The organism is Streptomyces sp. NBC_00525 (genome assembly GCF_036346595.1).
Taxonomy (GTDB): domain Bacteria; phylum Actinomycetota; class Actinomycetes; order Streptomycetales; family Streptomycetaceae; genus Streptomyces.
This window is the reverse complement of record NZ_CP107834.1, coordinates 5,512,163-5,532,062: the sequence shown is the minus strand read 5'-3', so window position 1 is coordinate 5,532,062 and position 19,900 is coordinate 5,512,163. Positions and strand designations below refer to the sequence as shown.

3 protein-coding genes (2 of these 3 cut by a window edge) are annotated in these 19,900 nt (G+C 72.1%); all 3 read right to left on the bottom strand.

The features are described from left to right. Tightly spaced (each overlapping or abutting the next), the 3 genes in view from OG710_RS24360 to OG710_RS24350 form a layout consistent with a single transcriptional unit that may run on beyond the window. Window positions 1-6,524 carry the 5' portion of an amino acid adenylation domain-containing protein gene (locus tag OG710_RS24360; protein ID WP_330241206.1) on the bottom strand. It extends 1,633 nt beyond the left edge of the window, so 6,524 of the gene's 8,157 nt are visible here — the first part of the coding sequence; the start codon lies at window positions 6,522-6,524; its stop codon lies off the left edge, out of view. Further along, window positions 6,521-18,982 carry an amino acid adenylation domain-containing protein gene (locus tag OG710_RS24355; RefSeq protein ID WP_330241205.1) on the bottom strand — a complete coding sequence of 4,154 codons (12,462 nt, stop codon included), beginning with the start codon at window positions 18,980-18,982 and terminating at the stop codon, window positions 6,521-6,523. Before OG710_RS24355 ends, OG710_RS24360 begins: the two co-directional genes overlap by 4 nt. Then, window positions 18,979-19,900 carry the 3' end of a non-ribosomal peptide synthetase gene (locus OG710_RS24350; RefSeq protein ID WP_330241204.1) on the bottom strand. Its footprint extends 12,635 nt past the window's final position, so the window shows 922 of its 13,557 coding nt (coding positions 12,636-13,557); its start codon lies off the right edge, out of view — the gene reads right to left on this strand; its stop codon occupies window positions 18,979-18,981. Before OG710_RS24350 ends, OG710_RS24355 begins: the two co-directional genes overlap by 4 nt.

Here is a 19,900-nt window from a genome sequence, read left to right as displayed (position 1 = left end):
CGGGGGTCGCGTTCCAGCAGCCGGGCGGCGAGCGCGGCCACGCTGTGGTTGCCGAACAGCTCCGCGGCGGTCAGGTCCACTCCGGCCGTGCGCAGTTCGAGCCCCGCGCGGGCGGCCATGAGGGAGTGGCCGCCGAGGTCGAGGAACCGGTCGTTGCGGCCGACCCGTTCGTGCCCGAGGAGTTCGGCCCATACGCCGGCGATCACCGTCTCCACGGCGCCGACGGGTGCGGCGTACGTCTCGGTGGTGTACGACGCGGCGTCGGGGGCGGGCAGCGCCTTCGGGTCGAGCTTGCCGCTGGGGGTCAGCGGGAAGGCGGTGAGGTGCACAAAGGCCGCAGGCACCATGTGCGGGGGCAGGACGGCGCCCAGGCCGGCCCGCAACTGTGCGGAGGGGATGGGGGCTTCGGCGACGTAGTGGGCGACCAGCCGGCCCCCGTCCTCCCGGACCACCGCGTCGCGGACCTGCTCCCGCAGCCGGGCCTCGATCTCCCCCAGTTCGATACGGAAGCCGCGGATCTTGACCTGCCGGTCGGCGCGCCCCTGGAGGACGAGCGTGCCGTCCTCGGTCCAGTGGGCCAGGTCGCCGGTGCGGTAGCGGCGGCCCGGACCGTACGGATCGTCGGTGAAGGACCGGGCGTCCACGCCTCCGAAGTACCCACGTGCCACAGGTGTCCCTCCGATGTGGACCTCGCCGGTGACATGGGCGGGGGCGGGGCGGCCGTGGGCGTCGAGGACGTAGACGCGGGCGTTGTCGATGGGCACGCCCACGGAGGCGGCGGGTTCGGTGGTGCGATGGGTCGCGGGGAGGGTGTCGTGGGCCGGATAAACGCGGAAGGTGACGTCTCCGGCCACTTCGGAGGACCCGTACTGGTTCACCAGGGTCACCGCCGGGCTGTGCGCCCGCAGCCGGTCCGCGAGCGCCGTAGGCAGCGGTTCTCCCGAGCAGACGACCAGATCGACGCCGAGCGGGTCTGCGGCCGTGTCCAGGAGGGCGGACAGGAGGGACGGCACCAGCGTCACCCGGCCGGTGCCGTGTTCCCTCAGATGGGCGGCGAGGCGCGCGGGGTCGACGGCGTCCTCGGGCGGAACGATGTCGAGCACGGCTCCGCACACCAGCGGGGACAGCGTCTCGGTGAGCGCGTCGATGAATCCGATCGAGGTCTTCTGTGCGTGTACCGCCGAGGCGGGCAGCGTGGTGCGCGCCCAGTGCAGCCGGTTGACCAGCGCCCGGTGCTCGCCCGCGACTCCCTTGGGCACACCTGTGGAGCCCGAGGTGTAGACGACGTAGGCGAGTTGACCGGGGTGCGGCGGGGTGGCGGCCGTGGTCACGGGGGTGGTGTCCGGAGTCGCGGGGGTGGTGTCCGGGGTCAGGGCGGCGATGTCCGGGCCCTCCGCCACGTCGTGGCAGGGCAGGGTCAGAGGGCCGAGAGCGCTCCGGCCCCGCTGGTCGGCGAGCACCATGACCGGCGCGCTGTCGGCCAGCATGAGCGCGAGCCGCTCGCCGGGGTGTGCGGGGTCGAGGGGGAGGTAGGCGCCGCCGGCCTTGAGGATCGCCAGCAGGGCGATGACCTGGGCGGGGCCCCTGTCCGCGCACACGGCCACCCGGTCCTCGGGGCTCAGTCGCAGTCGGCGGGCCAGGTCGTTCGCGAGAGCGTCGAGTTCGGCGTAGCTCCAGGTCCGGTCGAGGTGCCGCAGGGCGGGGGCGTCGGGGGCGAGCCCGGCCTGCTCCTCGAAGAGCTCGTGTACGCGGCGGTCCTGCGGGTAGGGCCGCTCCTGCCCGGCCCAGGTGTCCAGCAGCCGTTCCCGTTCGGCGGTGGGCATCACGTCCAGGTCGCGCAGGGGCCGGTCGGGGGCCGCTGCGAGGGAGTCGACGAGCACTTCGAGCGCCCGGTGCATGAAGGCGACGACGCGCCGGGGGTCGATGGGGCACTGCACATGGCCGGTGAGTTCGAAGCCGTCGCCGCGGTCGTCCACGGCGAGCATCAGCGGATAGTTGCTGCGTTCACGGGCGTGGACCATTTCGATGCCGTCGCCGGCCTGCGCGTACGGTGTGCTCTGCCGCCGGGGCAGGCTGACGCTGTACCGGTAGTTGAGCAGTGCGGAGAACAGCGGTTCGCCGGGCGGGACCTGGCTGCACCGCTGGGCGAGCGCGAGGGGCGCATGCTCGTGGGCGAGGAGTTCGGTGAGCAGGTCGTAGGTGTGCCGGACGCTGTCTGCGGCCCCGCGCTCGCCCACGGTGATCCTGATCGGCAGCGTGTTGATGAACACGCCCATGGTCCGGTCGGCGCCCGCACCTCCGGCCATCCGGCCGAAGAGGATCGTGCAGAAGACCACGTCGTCCTGTCCGGCGAACCTGGCGAGCACCTGGGCCCAGGCCAGGTGGAACAGGCTCGCGGGGTTCACCCCGAGCCGCCCGGCCCACTCCCTCAGCCGCCGGGCCAGGTCCTCGTCCACCGGCAGGTGGGCCACGTCGGTGTCCCCGCCGTGTCCGTGCACCTCGCGCAGACCGAACGGCGTGGTGGGCTCGGTCACGTCGCCGAGCATCCTGCGGAAGAACTCCTCGTGCTCCTCGGCCGTCACCGCGCCGCGCGATTGAGCGATAAAGGTACGGAAGGGCAGCGGCTGCGGCAGTTCGCTCTCGCGGCCCATGATGTGCGCGGCGATCTCGGAGAGCATCAGGCGGTACGTCGTGTAGTCGTCGGTGAGGTGGTGCGCGAAACTCACCATCACCCAGCGCCCGTTCACCGGGTCCGGCGCGACGACGAAGCGCGTCAGCGGCGCGCGGGTGACGTCGATGCGGGTGTTCTCCGCCGTGTATCGGTCGAGGATCTGTTCGGTGATGTCCCCGTCGGCGGGGTCGAGTTCGATCTCGTCCACGGGGATGGGCGCCGTGCGCCACACCACCTGCACGGGTGTGGCGAGCCCTTCCCAGACGAACGCCGTACGCAGCAGGTCGTGGCGCGCGGTCACGGCGCGTACGGCGTCGAGGTACCGGTCCACGTGCGCGCGGCTCTCCATGGTGAGCACGCTGTGCAGCAGGAAGGGGTCCTGGTCGGTGTTGATCAGGTGGTGGAAGAGGATGCCCTCCTGGAGTGGGGCGAGGGGGTAGACGTCCTGGATGTTGGCGGCGCCTCCGTCCACACCGGCGGCGATGCCGTCGATCTCCTCCTGGGTCAGTTCGACCAAGGGCAGCATGTCCGGGGTGATGCGCGTGCAGCCGGGCGGGATCAGGTTCGGCGGCACCTCGGCCAGCCCGGCGCCCGATTCCACCCGCGCGGCGAAGTCCCGCAGGACCGGTGCCTGGAAGACCGCCCGCACATCGACCCGCAGGTCCCGGCGCCGCAGCCGCTCCAGCAGGGCCACGGCGAGGAGTGAGTGTCCGCCGAGGTCGAAGAAGCTGTCGTTGCGGCCGACACGCTCGACGCCGAGCAATTCGCTCCAGATCTCGGCGAGAACCCGCTCGGCCTCGCCACGCGGTGCCTCGTAGACGCCTCGGGCGTAGGACGTCCCGTCTGGGGCGGGAAGGGCGGCGCGGTCGAGCTTTCCGTTCACCGTAAGAGGGAAAGCCTCCAGACACACAAAGGCAGCGGGCACCAAATGGGAAGGCAGGCGATCCGCCAGAAGGCTACGCAATTCCTCCGCGCGCACATTTCCGCCGACCACATACGCGACGAGTGTGTCGTCGCGGGCCACGACGACCGCTTCACGCACCCCAGGGCACCCAAGCAGGGCTGCTTCTACCTCGCCCGGCTCGATCCGATAGCCCCGCACCTTCACCTGGGCATCGTTACGCCCCACGAATTCCAGCTCACCCGAAGACGTACATCGCACGAGATCCCCTGTGCGATAGAGCCGGCCGCCAGGTATGAACGGATCGTCGAGGAAACGCTCACCCGTCAATTCCGGACGGTTCAGATATCCCCGTGCCACACCCGCACCGCCGACGAACAATTCTCCCGCCACGCCCACCGGGGCCGGCCGCATTCGGCTGTCCAGCACGTACGCCCGCAGGTCACTCAGCGGCACCCCGATCGGGCTGACCGATGAACCCACATCCTCGGCAGTGATCACGCGTGCTGTCACATGCACGGTCACTTCGGTGACCCCGTACATGTTCAGCAACGTCACACCCGACTCGCGGGGCTCGTTCTCGAACCACGGCCGCAGCACCGCCGGCTCCAGAGCCTCACCACCAAACATCACATACCGCAACGCATGCGGCAACGCATCGGCCTCCCGGACCGCGAGGAACTGCGCGAACGCCGAAGGCGTCTGGCTCAGCACCGTCACACCCGCACGGCACACCAACCCATGGAACTCCTCCGCCGAACGAGCCACCTCCCCCGGCACCACCAACACCGAACCACCCGACGTCAACGCACCGAAAACCTCCCACACCGAGAAATCGAACGCGAACGAGTGGAAGAACGACCACACATCCCCCACACCCGCCCCACACCACTCACCAGCAGCCGAAAACAACCGCACCACATTCCGGTGCTCGACCAGCACCCCCTTCGGACGCCCCGTCGAACCCGACGTATAAATCACATACGCCACATCCCCCGGTCTCGCGCCCACAGCGGGGTTCGACTCCATTCCCGACGCAGGAACCGACTCCACCACCGCAACCGGCGAACAATCCCCCAGCAACACATCCTGCCGCTCCACCGGATACGCGGGATCGACCGGAACATACGCCGCCCCCGCCTTCCACACCCCCAACAACACGGCCACCAGATCAGCGCCACGCCCCATCCGCACAGCGACCAGATCACCACGCCCCACACCCGAACCGATCAACCCATGAGCCACCCGATTCGCCCGCGCATTCAACTCCCCATAAGAAACCCGCACCTCACCATCAATCACCGCAACCGCATCCGGCGCCTTCGCCACCCACGCCTCGAACAGCTCATGCACACACTCCGAAACAGCACCACTCACCTCATCCGGTGAAACAGCCTCCGTCTCCGGCAACACGTCCACGGAGTGGGCCGGTTGGGTGCCGCCGGCCTGGAGTGCCCGAGCGAGGCCGGTCAGGGCTGTGGCGAAGTAGGTGCAGATCAGGGCCGGGTCGACGGGGGTGGCGGCCTGGACAGTCAGATGGAAGTCGTCGCCGAGGTCGTCGACGGAGACGGTGAGCGGGTAGCTGGTGCGTTCCTCGCCGTGCAGGGTCTCGCAGCCGGGGGTGGTGGCTTCGTCGGCAGTGGTGCCGCCGCCGCTGTGGCGGTAGTTGAGGAGTGAGGTGAACAGGGGTGCCGGAGCGGGGACGGAGCTGCAGCGCTGTGCCAGGGCCAGAGAGGCGTTCTCGTGGCGCAGCAGTTCGGCCAGTAGCTGCTGGGTGGACCGCAGCACCGCCGACACGTCGGTGTCGTCGACGGTGACCCGGACCGGCAGGGTGTTGATGAACGGGCCCATGGCGACGCCGGTTCGGCGGCCGTCGTCCCGGAGGCGGCCGAAGAGCACGGTGCCGAAGACCACCTCGTCGCGGCCGGTGAGTCGGGCCAGGACGAGGGCCCAGGCGAGGTGGGCCACGGCTCCGGTACCCACTCCCGCCTCGCGGGCAGCGGCGCGCAGGGTGCGGGCGACGGCCGGGTCGAGGAGGGCGCGGTGCTCGCGGACCGTGGTCCCGTCGCCCTGGGCATCCAACAGCCCGTAGGGCGCGGTGGGTTCGTCGATGTCCTTGAGCAGGCCGGTGAAGAAGCTCTCGTGGGCGGCGCGGCCGGGGCCGGACCGGACCTGGGCGACGAAGTCGCGGAAGGGCCGGGGTGCGGGCAGTGTGTCCGCGGAGCCGCGGAGGTGGGCGGCGATCTCGCGGTGGATGACGTCGAGCGTGCCGTGGTCGCCGATGATGTGGTGCAGGTGCAGGAGCATCACCCAGCGGCCGGCGGGCCGGTCCTCCGCGACGAGCACCCGCAGCAGCGGTGGCCTGGTCAGCTCGATGCGGTGGCGGCGGGGGTCGAAGCGCTCGCGGAGCCGGGTCATCGCGTCCTCACCCGGTGCGACGGGCACCTCTTCCACCGGCAGCCGGGCCGTGCGCCAGACCACCTGGTGGGGTTCGGGCAGCCCTTCCCGGACGACGGCCGTACGCAGAATCGTATGGCGGTCGATGACGGCCTGGTAGGCGTCCAGGTAGGCGTCGAGACGGCGGCGGCTGTCGAAGGCGTAGCCGAGGGAGATGACGTACGGGTCGCCCTGTTCGGCCGTGAGGTGGTGGAAGTACACGCCCTCCTGGAGGGGGGCGAGCGGGTAGACGTCCTCCAGGTTCGCGGCTCCGCCGGGGATCGTGGCTGCCACTGCGGCGAGTTCGGCCTCTGTCAGCTCTCCCGGCAGGCCCTGGGGGGCTGCGGAGTCCGTGCCGGCGAGGTGGGCGAGCAGAGCGGGCTTGTGGGCTCGCAGGAGGCCGACCAGTTCGGCGTCGAGAGCCTGCCTGCTGCCGCGTACAACGAGTTCGTCAGCGTCGGCGCCGAGCTGGACGCCTCGCTCGTCGAGCAGGCGCAGAAGGTCGTGGAGCGTCACAGCCGTATCTCCTGGATGTCGTGGGACAGTTCCGCCAGCGCGGCGAGCGTGGGTGCGGTGAACACGGCGCGAACGTCGGTCTCCAGGCCCCGGGAACGCATTCGGTCGAGCAGGGTGACGGCGAGGAGGGAGTGGCCGCCGAGTTCGAAGAAGTTGTCCTCGCGGCCGGGGTCTGCGACGCCGAGGAGGTCGGCCCAGATCTCGGCGATCGCGGTCTCCGCCTCGCCGAGTGGCGGGGTACGCGGCCGGTCGCCGTCCGGGGTGCCCTCCGGTGCGGGCAGGGCGCGGCGGTCGAGCTTGCCGTTGGCCGTCAGGGGAATCGCCTCAAGGGCCACATGGGCGGTGGGCACCATGTAGTCGGGCAGCCCCGACGCGAGGTGGGCGCGCAGTTCGGCCGACGACGCGGGACCCACGGTGTAGGCCACCAGCCGGCGGTCGCCGGGGGTGTCCTCGCGGGCCAGCACCACGGCTTCGCGCACACCGGGGTGGGCGAGAAGCCTGCTCTCGATGTCGCCCAGCTCGATGCGGAACCCGCGGATCTTGACCTGGAAGTCGCTGCGGCCCAGGAACTCCAGAACGCCCGGCGTCTTCCAGCGGGCCCGGTCCCCGGTCGCGTACATGCGTCCACCGGGCCGGAAGGGGTCGGTGGGGAACCGTTCCGCGGTGAGGTCGGGGAGGCCGTGGTAGCCGAGGGCCACGCCGGCTCCGCCGATGTACAGGTCTCCGGCGACGCCCTGCGGGCAGGGCCGGCCGTGGTCGTCGAGGACGTAGACGCTCTGATTGGCGAGCGGGCTGCCGTAGGGCACGCTGCCCCGGTGGCGTACGGCCGGGTCGATGGGGTGGCTGACCGACCAGATGGCGGCCTCGGTGGCTCCGCCGTAGCTGTGGATGCTCGCGCGGGGGCAGCGGGCGTGGATGCGTTCGGGCAGGTCCACGGGTATCCAGTCGCCGCTCATCATCACCAGGCGGACGGAGGGGAAGGAGGCCCCCGCCGGCGCCGAGTCCACGAAGAGCTGGGCGAGGGCGGGGACGGAGTCCCACAGTGTGACCCCGTGCTCGGCGACCAGGGTGTGCCATGCGGCGGGGTCGGGGATGGGTCCCGGCGGTGGGACGACGACCCGGCCGCCTGCGGCGAGCACGCCGAAGATGTCGTACACGGACAGGTCGAAGGACAGGGACGAGACGGCCAGCACGGCGTCCTCGGGTCCGACCCGGTGGCGGGTGTTGATGTCCTGGAGCGTGTTGCAGGCGGCCTCGTGGCTGGTCATCACGCCCTTGGGGGTGCCGGTGGAGCCCGAGGTGTAGACGATGTAGGCGAGGTCGGCGGGGGTGAGCGCCGTGACGTCCGGCCCGGTGGCGGGGCCGTCCGGAGGGACGGTCACCACGGGGCGGCCCGGCGCCCAGCCCGGCGCGGGCGGCCCGTCCGGGCCGGGGTGTCCGCCGGGGCCGCGTGGGTGCCCGTCGGGTGTCCGGGTGATCACGGCGACGGGGTCACAGCTGTCGATGACCGTCCGCAGCCGTTCGGCCGGGTGATCGGGGTCGAGGGGCACGTAGGCGCCGCCCGCCTTGAGTACGCCGAGTACGGCGGCGACCATGTCGGCTCCGCGTCGCAGGGCCACGGCCACCCGGTCGCCGGGGCGCACACCGAGCGCGTGCAGCCGGTGGGCGACGCCGTTGGCGCGGGCGTCGAGCGCGGCGTAGGTGAGTTCCTCGTCGGCGACGACGGCCACGGCCTGCGGGGAACGGGCGGCCTGGGCCTCGAACAGTTCGTGCAGGCAGGCGGTCGGGAAGTCTGCGGCGGTGTCGTTCCAGCCGTGCACGATGACGTCCTGCTCGACGTCGGTCAGCACGCTCAGCCGGCCGATGGGGGTGGTGTCTGCGGCCTCCGTCATCGCGTGCAGCAGGGTGGTCCAGTGGCCGAGGAACCGCTCGACGGTGACCCGGTCGAACAGCGCGGTCGCGTACTCGGCGGCCGTGTGCAGGCAGCCGTCGTCGCCCTCGGTGACGGAAAGCGTCAGGTCGAAGCGCGCGGTGGTGTGCTCGGGTCCGGTGAGTGGCGAGGCCGTCACACCGGGCAGGGCGAGCCGGGAGCCGGTATCGGCCTGCCAGGCGAACGCGATCTGGAAGACGGCGTTGTGCGCCAACGACCGTCTGGGCTGCACCACCTCCACCAACTGCTCGAAGGGCAGATCCTGATGGTCCTGCGCCGCCAGCGCGACCGCCTTGGTCCGCGCCAGCCACTCGGCCAGGCCGGGGTCGTCGGAGGCGTCGAACCGCAGCGGCAGCATATTGGCGAAGAACCCGATGAGGCCCTCGGTCTCACGCTGCCCGCGATTGGCGACCGGCGTGCCGATCACAGCCTCCGGGTGCTCTCCGAGACGGGTGAGGAGGGCTGCCCAACCGGCCAGGACCGTGGCGTAGAGGGTGGTGTCGTGCCGAGCCGCGAGGTCCTTCAGGCGAGAGGTCAGCTCGGCGTCCAGGACTCGTTCCACGGCCGCCCCGGTGAAGTCCTGGTGCGCGGGCCGGGGGCGGTCGGTGGGCAGCTCGCTGCGCTCGGGCGCGCCTTCCAGGGTCCGCCGCCAGAACTCGGCCTGCCGCTTCATGCCTTCGCCCGACATCCGCTCCTGCTGCCACAGCGCGTAGTCGGCGTACTGGACGGGCAGCGGGGACAGCGGATCGGGGCGCCCGTCGCGGAACGCCTCGTACAGAGTGTTGAGTTCGCTGACCAGGACGCCGATGGACCAGCCGTCGGAGACGATGTGGTGCATCGTGATGCTCAACGTCCAGGAGTGCGGCCCGGTCCGGGCGAGATGGCCGCGGATCAGGGGGCCGCGGGTCAGGTCGAAGGGTGCGCCCTCGTCCTCGGCGTCCAGCCAGGTGAAATGCCCTGTCTCAGCGCACACTTGTACGGCGTGGCCATCCCGGTCCTGGGCGAAGGTCGTGCGCAGAACCTCGTGACGGGCGACGATCGTGTCCAGCGCCCGGCGTAGGGCGTCCTCGTCCAACTCGCCTTCCAGCCGCAGGCGCAGGGGGATGTGGTAGGCCTCGCTGACTCCGTCGAGCTTCGCCAGGAACCACAGGCGGCTCTGCGCGAAGGACATCGGTGCGGTGCCGCCGGCGCGGGGAACGGGCACGATCGGCGGCAGGGCCCCTTGCCCGGCCGCCCGCGCTTCGATCGCCGCACGGGCACAGTCCGTGAGGGCGGGGTACGCGAACAGGGCCTGCAACGATGGTGCGGCCCCGAGGCGGGCTCGAATCCGGGACAACACCTGCACGGCGAGGAGTGAGTGTCCGCCGAGGTCGAAGAAGCTGTCGTTGCGGCCGACGCGCTCGACGCCCAGCAGCTCGCTCCAGATCTCGGCGAGAACCCGCTCGGCCTCGCCACGCGGTGCCTCGTACACGCCCCGAGCAAAGGACGTGCCGTCCGGGGCGGGAAGGGCGGCGCGGTCGAGCTTTCCATTCACCGTAAGAGGGAAAGCCTCCAGACACACAAAGGCGGCGGGCACCAAATGGGAAGGCAGTCGCTCGGCCAGGAGGTTTCGCAATTCTTCCACGCGCGCATTTCCGCCGACCACATACGCGACGAGGGTGTCGTCGCGGGCGATGACGACCGCTTCCCGAATACCGGGACATCCCAGGAGCGCTGTTTCCACCTCACCCGGCTCGATCCGATAGCCCCGCACCTTCACCTGGGCATCGTTACGCCCCACGAATTCCAGCTCACCCGAAGACGTACATCGCACGAGGTCTCCCGTGCGGTACATACGCCCGCCGGACAGGAACGGATCGTCAAGGAAACGCACACCCGTCAATTCCGGACGGTTCAGATATCCCCGTGCCACACCCGCACCGCCAACGAAAAGCTCCCCCGTCACGCCCACCGGAACCGGCCGCATTCGGCTGTCCAGCACATACGCCCGCAGGTCACTCAACGGCACCCCGATCGGGCTGACCGGCGCACCCACATCCTCGGCAGTGATCACGCGTGCTGTCACATGCACCGTCACCTCGGTGACCCCGTACATGTTCAGCAACGTCACACCCGACTCGCGGGACTCGTTCTCGAACCACGGCCGCAGCACCGCCGGTTCCAGGGCCTCACCACCGAACACCACATACCGCAACGCATGCGGCAACGCATCGGCCTCCCGGACCGCGAGGAACTGCGCGAACGCCGAAGGCGTCTGGCTCAGCACCGTCACACCCGCACGGCACACCAACCCATGGAACTCCTCCGCCGAACGAGCCACCTCCCCCGGCACCACCAACACCGAACCACCCGACGTCAACGCACCGAAAACCTCCCACACCGAAAAATCGAACGCGAACGAGTGGAAGAACGACCACACATCCCCCACACCCGCCCCACACCACTCACCAGCAGCCGAAAACAACCGCACCACATTCCGGTGCTCGACCAGCACACCCTTCGGACGCCCCGTCGAACCCGACGTATAAATCACATACGCCACATCCCCCGGCCCCACTTCCACAGCCGGATTCGACTCCATTCCCGACGCGGGAACCGACTCCACCACCGCAACCGGCGAACAATCCCCCAGCAACAAATCCTGCCGCTCCACCGGATACGCGGGATCAACCGGCACATACGCCGCCCCCGCCTTCCACACCCCCAACAACACGGCCACCAGATCAGCGCCGCGCTCCATCCGCACGGCAACCAGATCACCACGCCCCACACCCGAACCGATCAACCCATGCGCCACCCGATTCGCCCGCGCATTCAACTCCCCATAGGAAACCCGTACCTCGCCGTCAATCACCGCCACCGCATCCGGCGCCTTCGCCACCCACGCCTCGAACAGCTCATGCACACACTCCGAGACGGCCTCGCCCACACCCTCCTCCGGCGCCGCGACCTCCGTCTCCGGCAACACATCGATCGTGTGCAGCGCGGCGGGTTCGGGCTCGTCCAGGGCCGCGAGGATGCCTGTCACGGCTGTGTGCAGATAGGCGGTGACGCGTATCGGATCGATGCCGCCCATGCTTTGGACGGTCGTGGCGAAGGAGCCGGGTGACGCGTCCACGGAGACGGTCAGGGGGTAGTTGGTCCGGTCGACCGCGGCCACCGGCAGGGCGGTGTCAGCGGGTTGCGCTGCGGCTGCCGGCGCGTCCTGGTGGCGGTAGTTGAGGAGGGACGTGAATAGGGGTGTCGGGGCGGGGACCGCGCTGCGGCGCTGGGCGTCGGCCAGCGAGGCGTGCTCGTGGCGGAGCAGTTCGGCCAGCAGTCGCTGGGTGGACCGCAGCGCCGCCGGTACGTCGGTGTCGTCGACGGTGACCCGGATCGGCAGGGTGTTGATGAACGGGCCGATCGCTCCGGGTTCGGCGGCCGAACGGCCGAGCAGGACGGTGCCGAAGACCACGTCGTCGCGGCCGGTGAGCCGGGCCAGGACGAGGGCCCACGCCAGATGCCAGAGGGCGGCGGGGCCGACGGAGTGGCGGCGGGCGCGGGCGCGGAGGCGTTCGGCCGTGGCCGGGTCGAGTTCCATCCGGTGTTCGTCGACCCGGACGCCGGGCTCCCCGGCCAGCACGCCGTAGGGAGCGGTGGGTTCCTCCACGTCGCCGAGCAGCGCGGTGAAGAACTCCTCGGCGGCGGCCGGGGCCGCAGTGGCCGTGACGCGGTCGACGAAGGTGCGGAACGGACGGGGTTCGGGCAGGTCCGGGCCGTCGCCGCGCAGCAGGACCTGGGTCTCGGCGAAGACGGTCTCCAACGTGGCGTGGTCTCCGACGAGATGGTGCAGATGCAGGGCGAGCAGCCATGCCTCGCCCTCGTCGGCCGCAGGGGCCAGGTCCGCCCGGAGCAACGGGGCTCGGCGTACGTCGATCCGGCGCGCGTCGGAGATCCGGTCGGCGGTCGTCTCGGTCACGGGCAGGGCGGCTCGACGCCACACCACTTGGCGGGGGCCCGGAAGGTTCTCCCAGACGACGCCGGTGCGCAGGATCTCGTGGCGGTCGATCACCTGTTGGAGGGCGGCCACAGTCGCGTCGGCCCGGGCGCGGGAGGCGAGCCGGAAGACCAGGGTCGTCAGGTACGGGTCCTCCGCCTCCTCCTCGGCGGCGAGCAGATGATGGAAGAGGATGCCTTCCTGGAGCGGGGTGAGCGGGTAGAGGTCATGGATGTTGTCTGCTCCCCCGGTGACCAGGTCGGCCACCGCGGCGAGTTCCGCAGGGTCGGGGCCCGGTGCGGCGGCGGTCGCGGACGGGAGGTCGGTGACCGTGGCGGCGAGGTCGCGCAGCGACGGTTCACCGAGGACCGCGGTCAGGGTGAGTGCGAGGCCGCGGGCGCGGAGCCGGTGAACCAGGGTGACGGCCAGCAGTGAGTGGCCGCCGAGATCGAAGAAGTTGTCGCCCCGGCCGACGCGTTCCTGTCCGAGGAGTTCCGCCCATGCCTCGGCGAGGGCGGTCTCGACGGGCCCTGCGGGGGGTTCGTAGGTGTGCCGCACATATGCCTCGGGGGCCGGGTCGGGCAGTGCCGCGCGGTCGGCCTTGCCGTTGCCGGTGAGGGGCAGGGCGGGCAGCGCGACGTAGGCGCCGGGCAGGAGGTAGTCGGGGAGGGTGCGGGCCAGGTGGGCGCGCAGCTCGTCCGGGGTGGCGGGTCCGGTGTGGTAGGCCACGAGGGTGCCGGCTCGGGCGAGGACCACGGCCCGGTCGCAGCGCGGGTGTTCGCGCAGCCGGGTCTCGATCTCGCCGGGTTCGATCCGGATGCCGCGGATCTTGATCTGGTCGTCGGCGCGGCCGAGGAGTTCCAGGTCGCCGTCGCCGCGTCGGCGGCCCAGGTCGCCGGTGCGGTACATCCGGTCGCCGGTGAAGGGGTCGGTGACGAATCGTTCGGCGGTGAGGTCGGGGCGGTCGAGGTAGCCGCGGGCGAGTTGGGTTCCGGCGATACACACCTCGCCGGTGACGCCGGGCGGTACGGGCTCGTCGTGTGTATCGAGGACGTAGACGCGCATGTTCTCGACGGGTTGCCCGACCGGGACGGCGGCCTCCCCCCGGTGGCATCGGTGGTGGGTGACCCAGACGGTGGCCTCGGTGGGGCCGTACTCGTTGACGAGGACGGCGTCCGGGTGGCGGCGCGCCAGATCGTCGGCGAGGCCGGGCGGGCAGGGGTCGCCGCCGACGACGACCCGGCGCAGGGCGGGGGCGTCCAGCACCGGCAGGACGGTGAGCAGGGCGGACGTGGCGCAGACGAGGGTCTCCACGCGCTGTTCGCTCAGCAGTGCGGGCAGTTCGGCGAGGTCGCGGTCCGCGACGATCAGGGTGCCCCCGGTGGTGAGGGTGCCGAACAGGGCGGCCGCCGCCGCGTCGAAGCCGAGCGGGACGGCGAGTACGCAGCGTCCGGCGGGGCCGTGGACGGCGGCGCGGGCTCGGGTCGAGGCGACGATGGCCCGGTGCTCGACCATGACGAGCTTGGGCTCGCCGGTGGAGCCGGAGGTCGGCATGACGTAGGCGAGGTGGTCGGGCCGTACCCCGCTGTGCTCGCGTACGGCCTCCGGGGTGCCCGGACCGGCGAGGGCGTCCAGCGTGTCCGTGTCGAGGACGGTGACCGGGCGGGCCGCTTCGGTGAGGGCGTGCAGGCGGTCCGCCGGAGCGTGCGGGTCGAGGGGCAGGTAGGCGCCGCCCGCCTTGAGTACGCCGAGGACGGCGGCGACCAGACCCGCGCCCGGATCGGTGCGGATGCCGACCCTGTCGTCGGGGCCGACGCCGAGGGAGCGCAGCCGGCCGGCGATCCGGTCCGCGTAGGCGTCCAGCTCGCCGTAGGTGAGGCGGTGGGTGCCGTGGACCAGGGCGGCGGCCTGTGGTGTGCGCCGTGCCTGTGCGTCGAACAGTTCGTGCAGGCAGGCGGGTTCGTGGTCGTGGCGCGGGCCGGCGCTGTTCTGGATCAGCCGGTCCCGTTCGGGCGGGGTGAGCATCGGGAGGCGCGAGAGCGGCGACCGGTCGTCGTCGGCGAGTGCGCTCAGGAGCGTACGCCAGTGGCCGAGGTAGCGGTCGACGGTGTCGCGGTCGAAGAGGGCGGTGGCGTATTCGATACCGCCGTGGATGCGGCCGTCGGCCTGGCCGAGGGCGAGGGTGAGGTCGTAGGTGGCGCTCCGGTGCGGGCCGGTGTCCAGGGGTTCGACGGTGATGCCGGGCAGGTCGAGGGTCGCCGGCCGGTCGGCCTGCCAGGTGAAGGCGGTCTGGAACAGCGGGGTGTGGGCGGGTGAGCGGGCGGGGTCGAGGAGTTCCACGATCCGTTCGAAGGGGAGGTCCTGGTTGGCCTGGGCACGGGTCACCTGCTGCCGGACGCGGTCGATCCAGTCGGTGACGGTGGGGTCGCCGGTGGTGTCCAGGCGCAGGGGCAGCATGTTGACGAAGAAGCCGATCAGGCTGTCGGTCTCGGGGCGGCCGCGTCCTGCGGTGGGGGTGCCGATGACGATCTCGGACTCTCCGGACAGCCGGGTGAGGGTGGCGCCCCATGCGGCGAGCAGGGTGACGAACAGGGTGCAGCCGTGGCGGCGGCTGAAGTCGGTGAGCTTTCGGGTGAGTTCGGCGTCCAGTGTGCAGTCGGCGAACTCTCCCGCGAAGTCCTGGCGGGCGGGGCGGGGCCGGTCGGTGGGCAGTTCGGTGAGGTGCGGGGCCCCGTCGAGGGTGTGCTGCCAGTAGGCGGCCTGCTCGTCGAGGTCGAGGGACTGCTGCCAGGCGGCGTAGTCGGCGTACTGGACGGGCAGTGCGGGCAGCGGGTCGGGCTCGCCCGCTGTGAACGCCCGGTAGAGGGCGCCCAGTTCCCGTATCAGCAGGCCGGCCGACCAGCCGTCGGAGACGATGTGGTGGGCGGCGAGGCGCAGTTCCCACTCGTCCGGGCGGGTACGGGTGAGGTGGCCGCGCAGCAGGGGGCCTCGGGCCAGGTCGAAGGGGGCTTCGAGGTCGTCGGTCCACGCGAAGCGGGCCGGGATCGGGTGCGGGGTGCCGCCCTCGGTGAACACGGTGCGCAGGACGTCGTGCCGGGCCACGATCGTGTCGAGGGCGCGGCGCAGTGCGGGCTCGTCGAGGGTGCCGCGCAGGCGGAGTGCGGTGCGCACCCGGTGTGCGCGGTCGGCGCCGTCCACCTGGGAGAGCAGCCACAGTCTTCGCTGGCCCGAGGAGGGGACGGGGGTTTGGTCTCGGGGTGCGGGGGTGAGCGGGGGCGGGGCGGGGCGGCTGGTCGGGGCGGTGAGGGCGTGGACGTAGTCGGCGAGGACGGGGGCGTCGAACAGGGCGGTGACGGAGGTGTCGGCCCCGAGCGCGGCCCGGACGCGGGAGGTGACGCGGACCGCGGTCAGGGAGTGGCCGCCGAGTTCGAAGAAGTCCGCGTGGCGTCCGACGCCCTCGACGCCGAGGAGGTCCGCCCAGATGGCGGCGACCACGGTCTCCGCCTCGCCCTGCGGCGCATGCGCCCCGGACATGAGGTCGTCGTGGTGGGGCCGGGGCAGGGCGGCGCGGTCGAGCTTGCCGTTGGGGGTCAGGGGCAGGGCGTCGAGGGCGACCCAGGCGGTGGGAACGAGCGGGGCGGGCAGCTGTTCCGCGGCCAGTTCGCGCAGCCGGGCGACGGGCGGGCCGCCGACGACGTAGCCGACGAGGACACCGTCGCGTACGGCCACGGCGCAGGCGGTGACGTGCGGGGCGAGGATGGCCTCGGTCTCGGCGGGCTCGATGCGGTGGCCGCGCAGTTTCACCTGCTGGTCGCGGCGGCCCAGGAACTCCAGGGTTCCGTCGGGGCGGCGCCGGGCCAGGTCGCCGGTGCGGTAGACGCGGCCGCCGGGCAGGAACGGGTCGGGGCCGAAGCGTTCGGCGGTCTGTGTCGGCATGCCCAGGTAGCCGCGGGCCACTCCGGCGCCGCCGATGACGAGTTCGCCGGTGACGCCGTCCGGTACGGGCCGGTCCCGGCCGTCGAGCACGTAGACGCGGGCGTTGGCGACGGGGGTGCCGATCGGGACGGGGCCCTCCTCGTCCGGCCGGCAGGTGTGGGCGGTGGCCCAGACGCATGCCTCGGTCGGCCCGTACTCGTTGACGAGGGTGGTGCCCGGCAGCCGGGCGGCGGAGTCGGTGACCAGCTCGGGCGGGCAGACCTCGCCCGCCAGCACGGCGGTGGTCAGCGGGCAGTCCCCGGGGGCGCCGGGCCCGGTCAGCTCGTCGAGCAGCGCACTGTAGAGGGACGGCACGCACAGCAGCGTGTCGACGCGGTGCCGGGTGATCTCGCGGGCCGTGGCGCGCGGATCGCGGGGTTCCGAGGCGATGACGAGAGTGCCGCCCCGGGCGAGGGTGCCGAAGACACCGGCGACGGAGCTGTCGAAGGACAGGGAGGACAGCAGCAGGAAGCGGCGTGCGCGCGGGTAGGCGAGGGCGCGGGCATGGGTGGAGTGCAGGAGTTGCGCGTGCTCCACCTCGACCCCCTTGGGCCGCCCGGTCGATCCCGAGGTGTAGATGACGTACGCCAGGTGGTGCGGGGCCAGTCCGTCGCGTCCGGGGGCGGGCGCGGGGCCGGTGCGGGCGGTCGCGTCGAGGAGTTCCTCGTCCACGACGACGACCGGCGCGGCGTCCTCGATCATGTGGGCGAGGCGCGCGGCGGGGTAGGACAGGTCGAGCGGCAGGTATCCGCCGCCCGCCTTGAGGATGCCGAGCAGGGCCACGGCGAGACCGGTGCCGCGCGGCAGCCGGACACCGACGCGGTCGTCGGGGCGTACGCCGAGGGCGCGCAGCCGCTGTGCCAGCCGGTTCGCGTGGGCGTCGAGTTCAGCGTAGGTGAGGGTGGTCTCCGCGTGGACGACGGCGACCGCGTCGGGGGTGCGCCGGGCGTGTTCGGCGATCTGTTCGTGGACGAGGAGGTCCGGCAGCGGGGCCGCCGTCCGGTTGTACGTGTGGATCAGCGCCTCGTGCTCCTGCGGCGGCAGGACGTCCACGGGGCCGGGCGTGCCTTCGGCGACGGCGGACAGGGCGGTGTGCACGTACGCGCAGACGCGCTCGGGGTCGAGGGGTGCGGCCGCCTGCACGGTGAGTCCGAGGCCGGTGCCGAGGTCGTCGACGGAGAGGGTGAGCGGGTAGTTGGTGCGCTCCTCGCCGTCCAGGAGTTCGATGCCGTGCCACTGCGGTCCCTGAGCGGGCAGTGAGTGGCGGTAGTTGAGGAGCGTGGTGAACAGCGGGGCGGGCGCGGGTACGGCGGCGCACCGCTGGGCGAGCGCGGCGGAGGCGTGTTCGTGGGCGAGGAGTGCGGTGAGGGTGTCGTGCACGGCGCCGGGCGGGGCGCCGGTGTCCACCCTGACGGGCAGGGTGTTGATGAACGGGCCCACGGCACGGTCGGAGCCGTCCCCGCCGCCGAGGCGGCCCGCGAGGACGGTGCCGAACACGACGTCGTCGCGGCCGGTGAGCCGGGCCAGTACGTGGGCCCAGGCGAGGTGGCACAGCGCGGCGGTGCTGACGCCCAGGTGCCCGGCCCGCTCGCGCAGCCGGGCGGCGACCCGCTCGTCCACGCGCCGGCGCGCCTCGGTGACGTCGGTGCCGTCGCCGGTGGCCAGGGACGCGCCGTAGGGGGCGGTGGGTTCGGTGACGTCGCCGAGCATGCCGGTGAAGAATCGTTCGTGGTCCCGTTCGCCCGCCTCGGCCCGGACCCGCGCGACGAACTCCCGGAAGGGCACCGGTTCGGGAAGGTCCGGCTCCGGCCCTTCCAGGTGGGCGCCGACCTCCTGGAGGACGACTTCCAGGGTGACGTGGTCGGCGATCAGGTGATGCCACAGCAGGACCGCCAGCCAGCCTTCGGTGCCGGGCGCGTCGGGGGCGATCACGACTCCCGCGAGCGGCGGCCGGGTGAGGTCCAGGCGCAGCCCGCGGGCGTCGGTCATGGCCCGCAGCCGGGCGGACCGGTCGTCCGCGCCCGTGACATCGGCCTCGGTGACGGGCAGTGCGGCGTGCCGCCACACCACCTGGACCGGCTCGGGCGGGCCCTCCCACACGACGGCGGTCCGCAGGATGTCGTGGCGGTCGACCACCTTCCGCAGCGCGGCCAGGAACGCGTCGAGCCGGGCCCTGCTGTCGAAGGAGAACGCGAGCGTCATCAGGTACGGGTCGGCGTCGCTGGAGAGCAGGTGGTGGAAGAGCACACCCTCCTGCAGCGGGGCCAGGGGGTAGATGTCCTGGACGTTGTCGGCGCCTCCCTCGACGGTGGCGACGACGGCGTCCACGTCCCGCTGGTCCAGGGTGACCAGGGGCAGCATCTTCGGCGTGATGCGGCGCGGCGGGGTCCACCACGTCGTGCCGGAGTCCTCGCCGCACTCCTCGGCGAGGCGTGCGAGCAGGGCCGGCTTGTGGCGGCGCAGCGCCTCGATCTCCTCGGGGGCGAGGGCGGGGCCGCGGACTTTGAGGGCGTCGCCCTCGCGCCGCAGTTGTACGCCGCGGGCGCCGAGTGCGGTGAGCAGGTCGTCGTGGTTCACAGGGTCAGCTCCACGGTGGGGCCGGACTCGGTCCGGGTGGCGGCGGGGTCCGGGATGAGGTTGGGCGGGATCACCGCCCGGCGCTGGGGGCCGCCGAGCGCGCGTGCCAGTTCGGCGAGCGTCGGCGCCTGATAGAGGGTGCGCACATCGACGGGCATCGCGGCCTGTCGCATGCGTTCCATGAGGGTGACGGCCAGCAGTGAGTGCCCGCCGAGTCCGAAGAAGCCGTCGTGCCGGCCGACCCGGTCCAGTCCGAGCAGGTCGGCCCAGATCGCGGCGAGGGCCTTCTCCGTCTCGCCCTCGGGCGCCTCGTACGGGCGGCGGGCCAGGACCGTACCGTCCGGCGCGGGCAGCGCGGCCCGGTCGACCTTGCCGCTGACGGTCAGGGGCAGGGCCTCCAGGTGTACGTACGCGCTGGGCACCAGGTGGTCGGGCAGGGTGGCGGCGAGCGCGGCCCGCAGGGCGGTCGGATCGGCGTCACCGGTGACGTACGCGACGAGCGCGTCGCCGCAGGCCGTGACCACGCTGTCGCGCACCCCCGGCAGGGCGGCGAGGGCGGCCTCGATCTCCCCCGGCTCCACGCGGATGCCGCGCACCTTGAGCTGGAAGTCGGCGCGGCCCAGGTATTCCAGGGTGCCGTCGGGCAGGCGGCGGGCCAGGTCACCGGTGCGGTAGACGCGGCCGTTCCCGGTGAAGGGGTCGTCGAGGAAGCGTTCCCCGGTCAGCTCCGGCCGGCCCAGGTAGCCCCGAGCCACCTGTACGCCGCCGACCCACAGCTCCCCCGCCGCGCCCACGGGGGCGGGCCGGCCCCGCTCGTCCACCACGTAGACGCGGGTGTTGGCGACGGGCAGGCCCAGGGTGACGGGGCGGCCGGGCGGACAGTGCTGGGCGGTGACGTCGACGGCGGTCTCGGTGGGG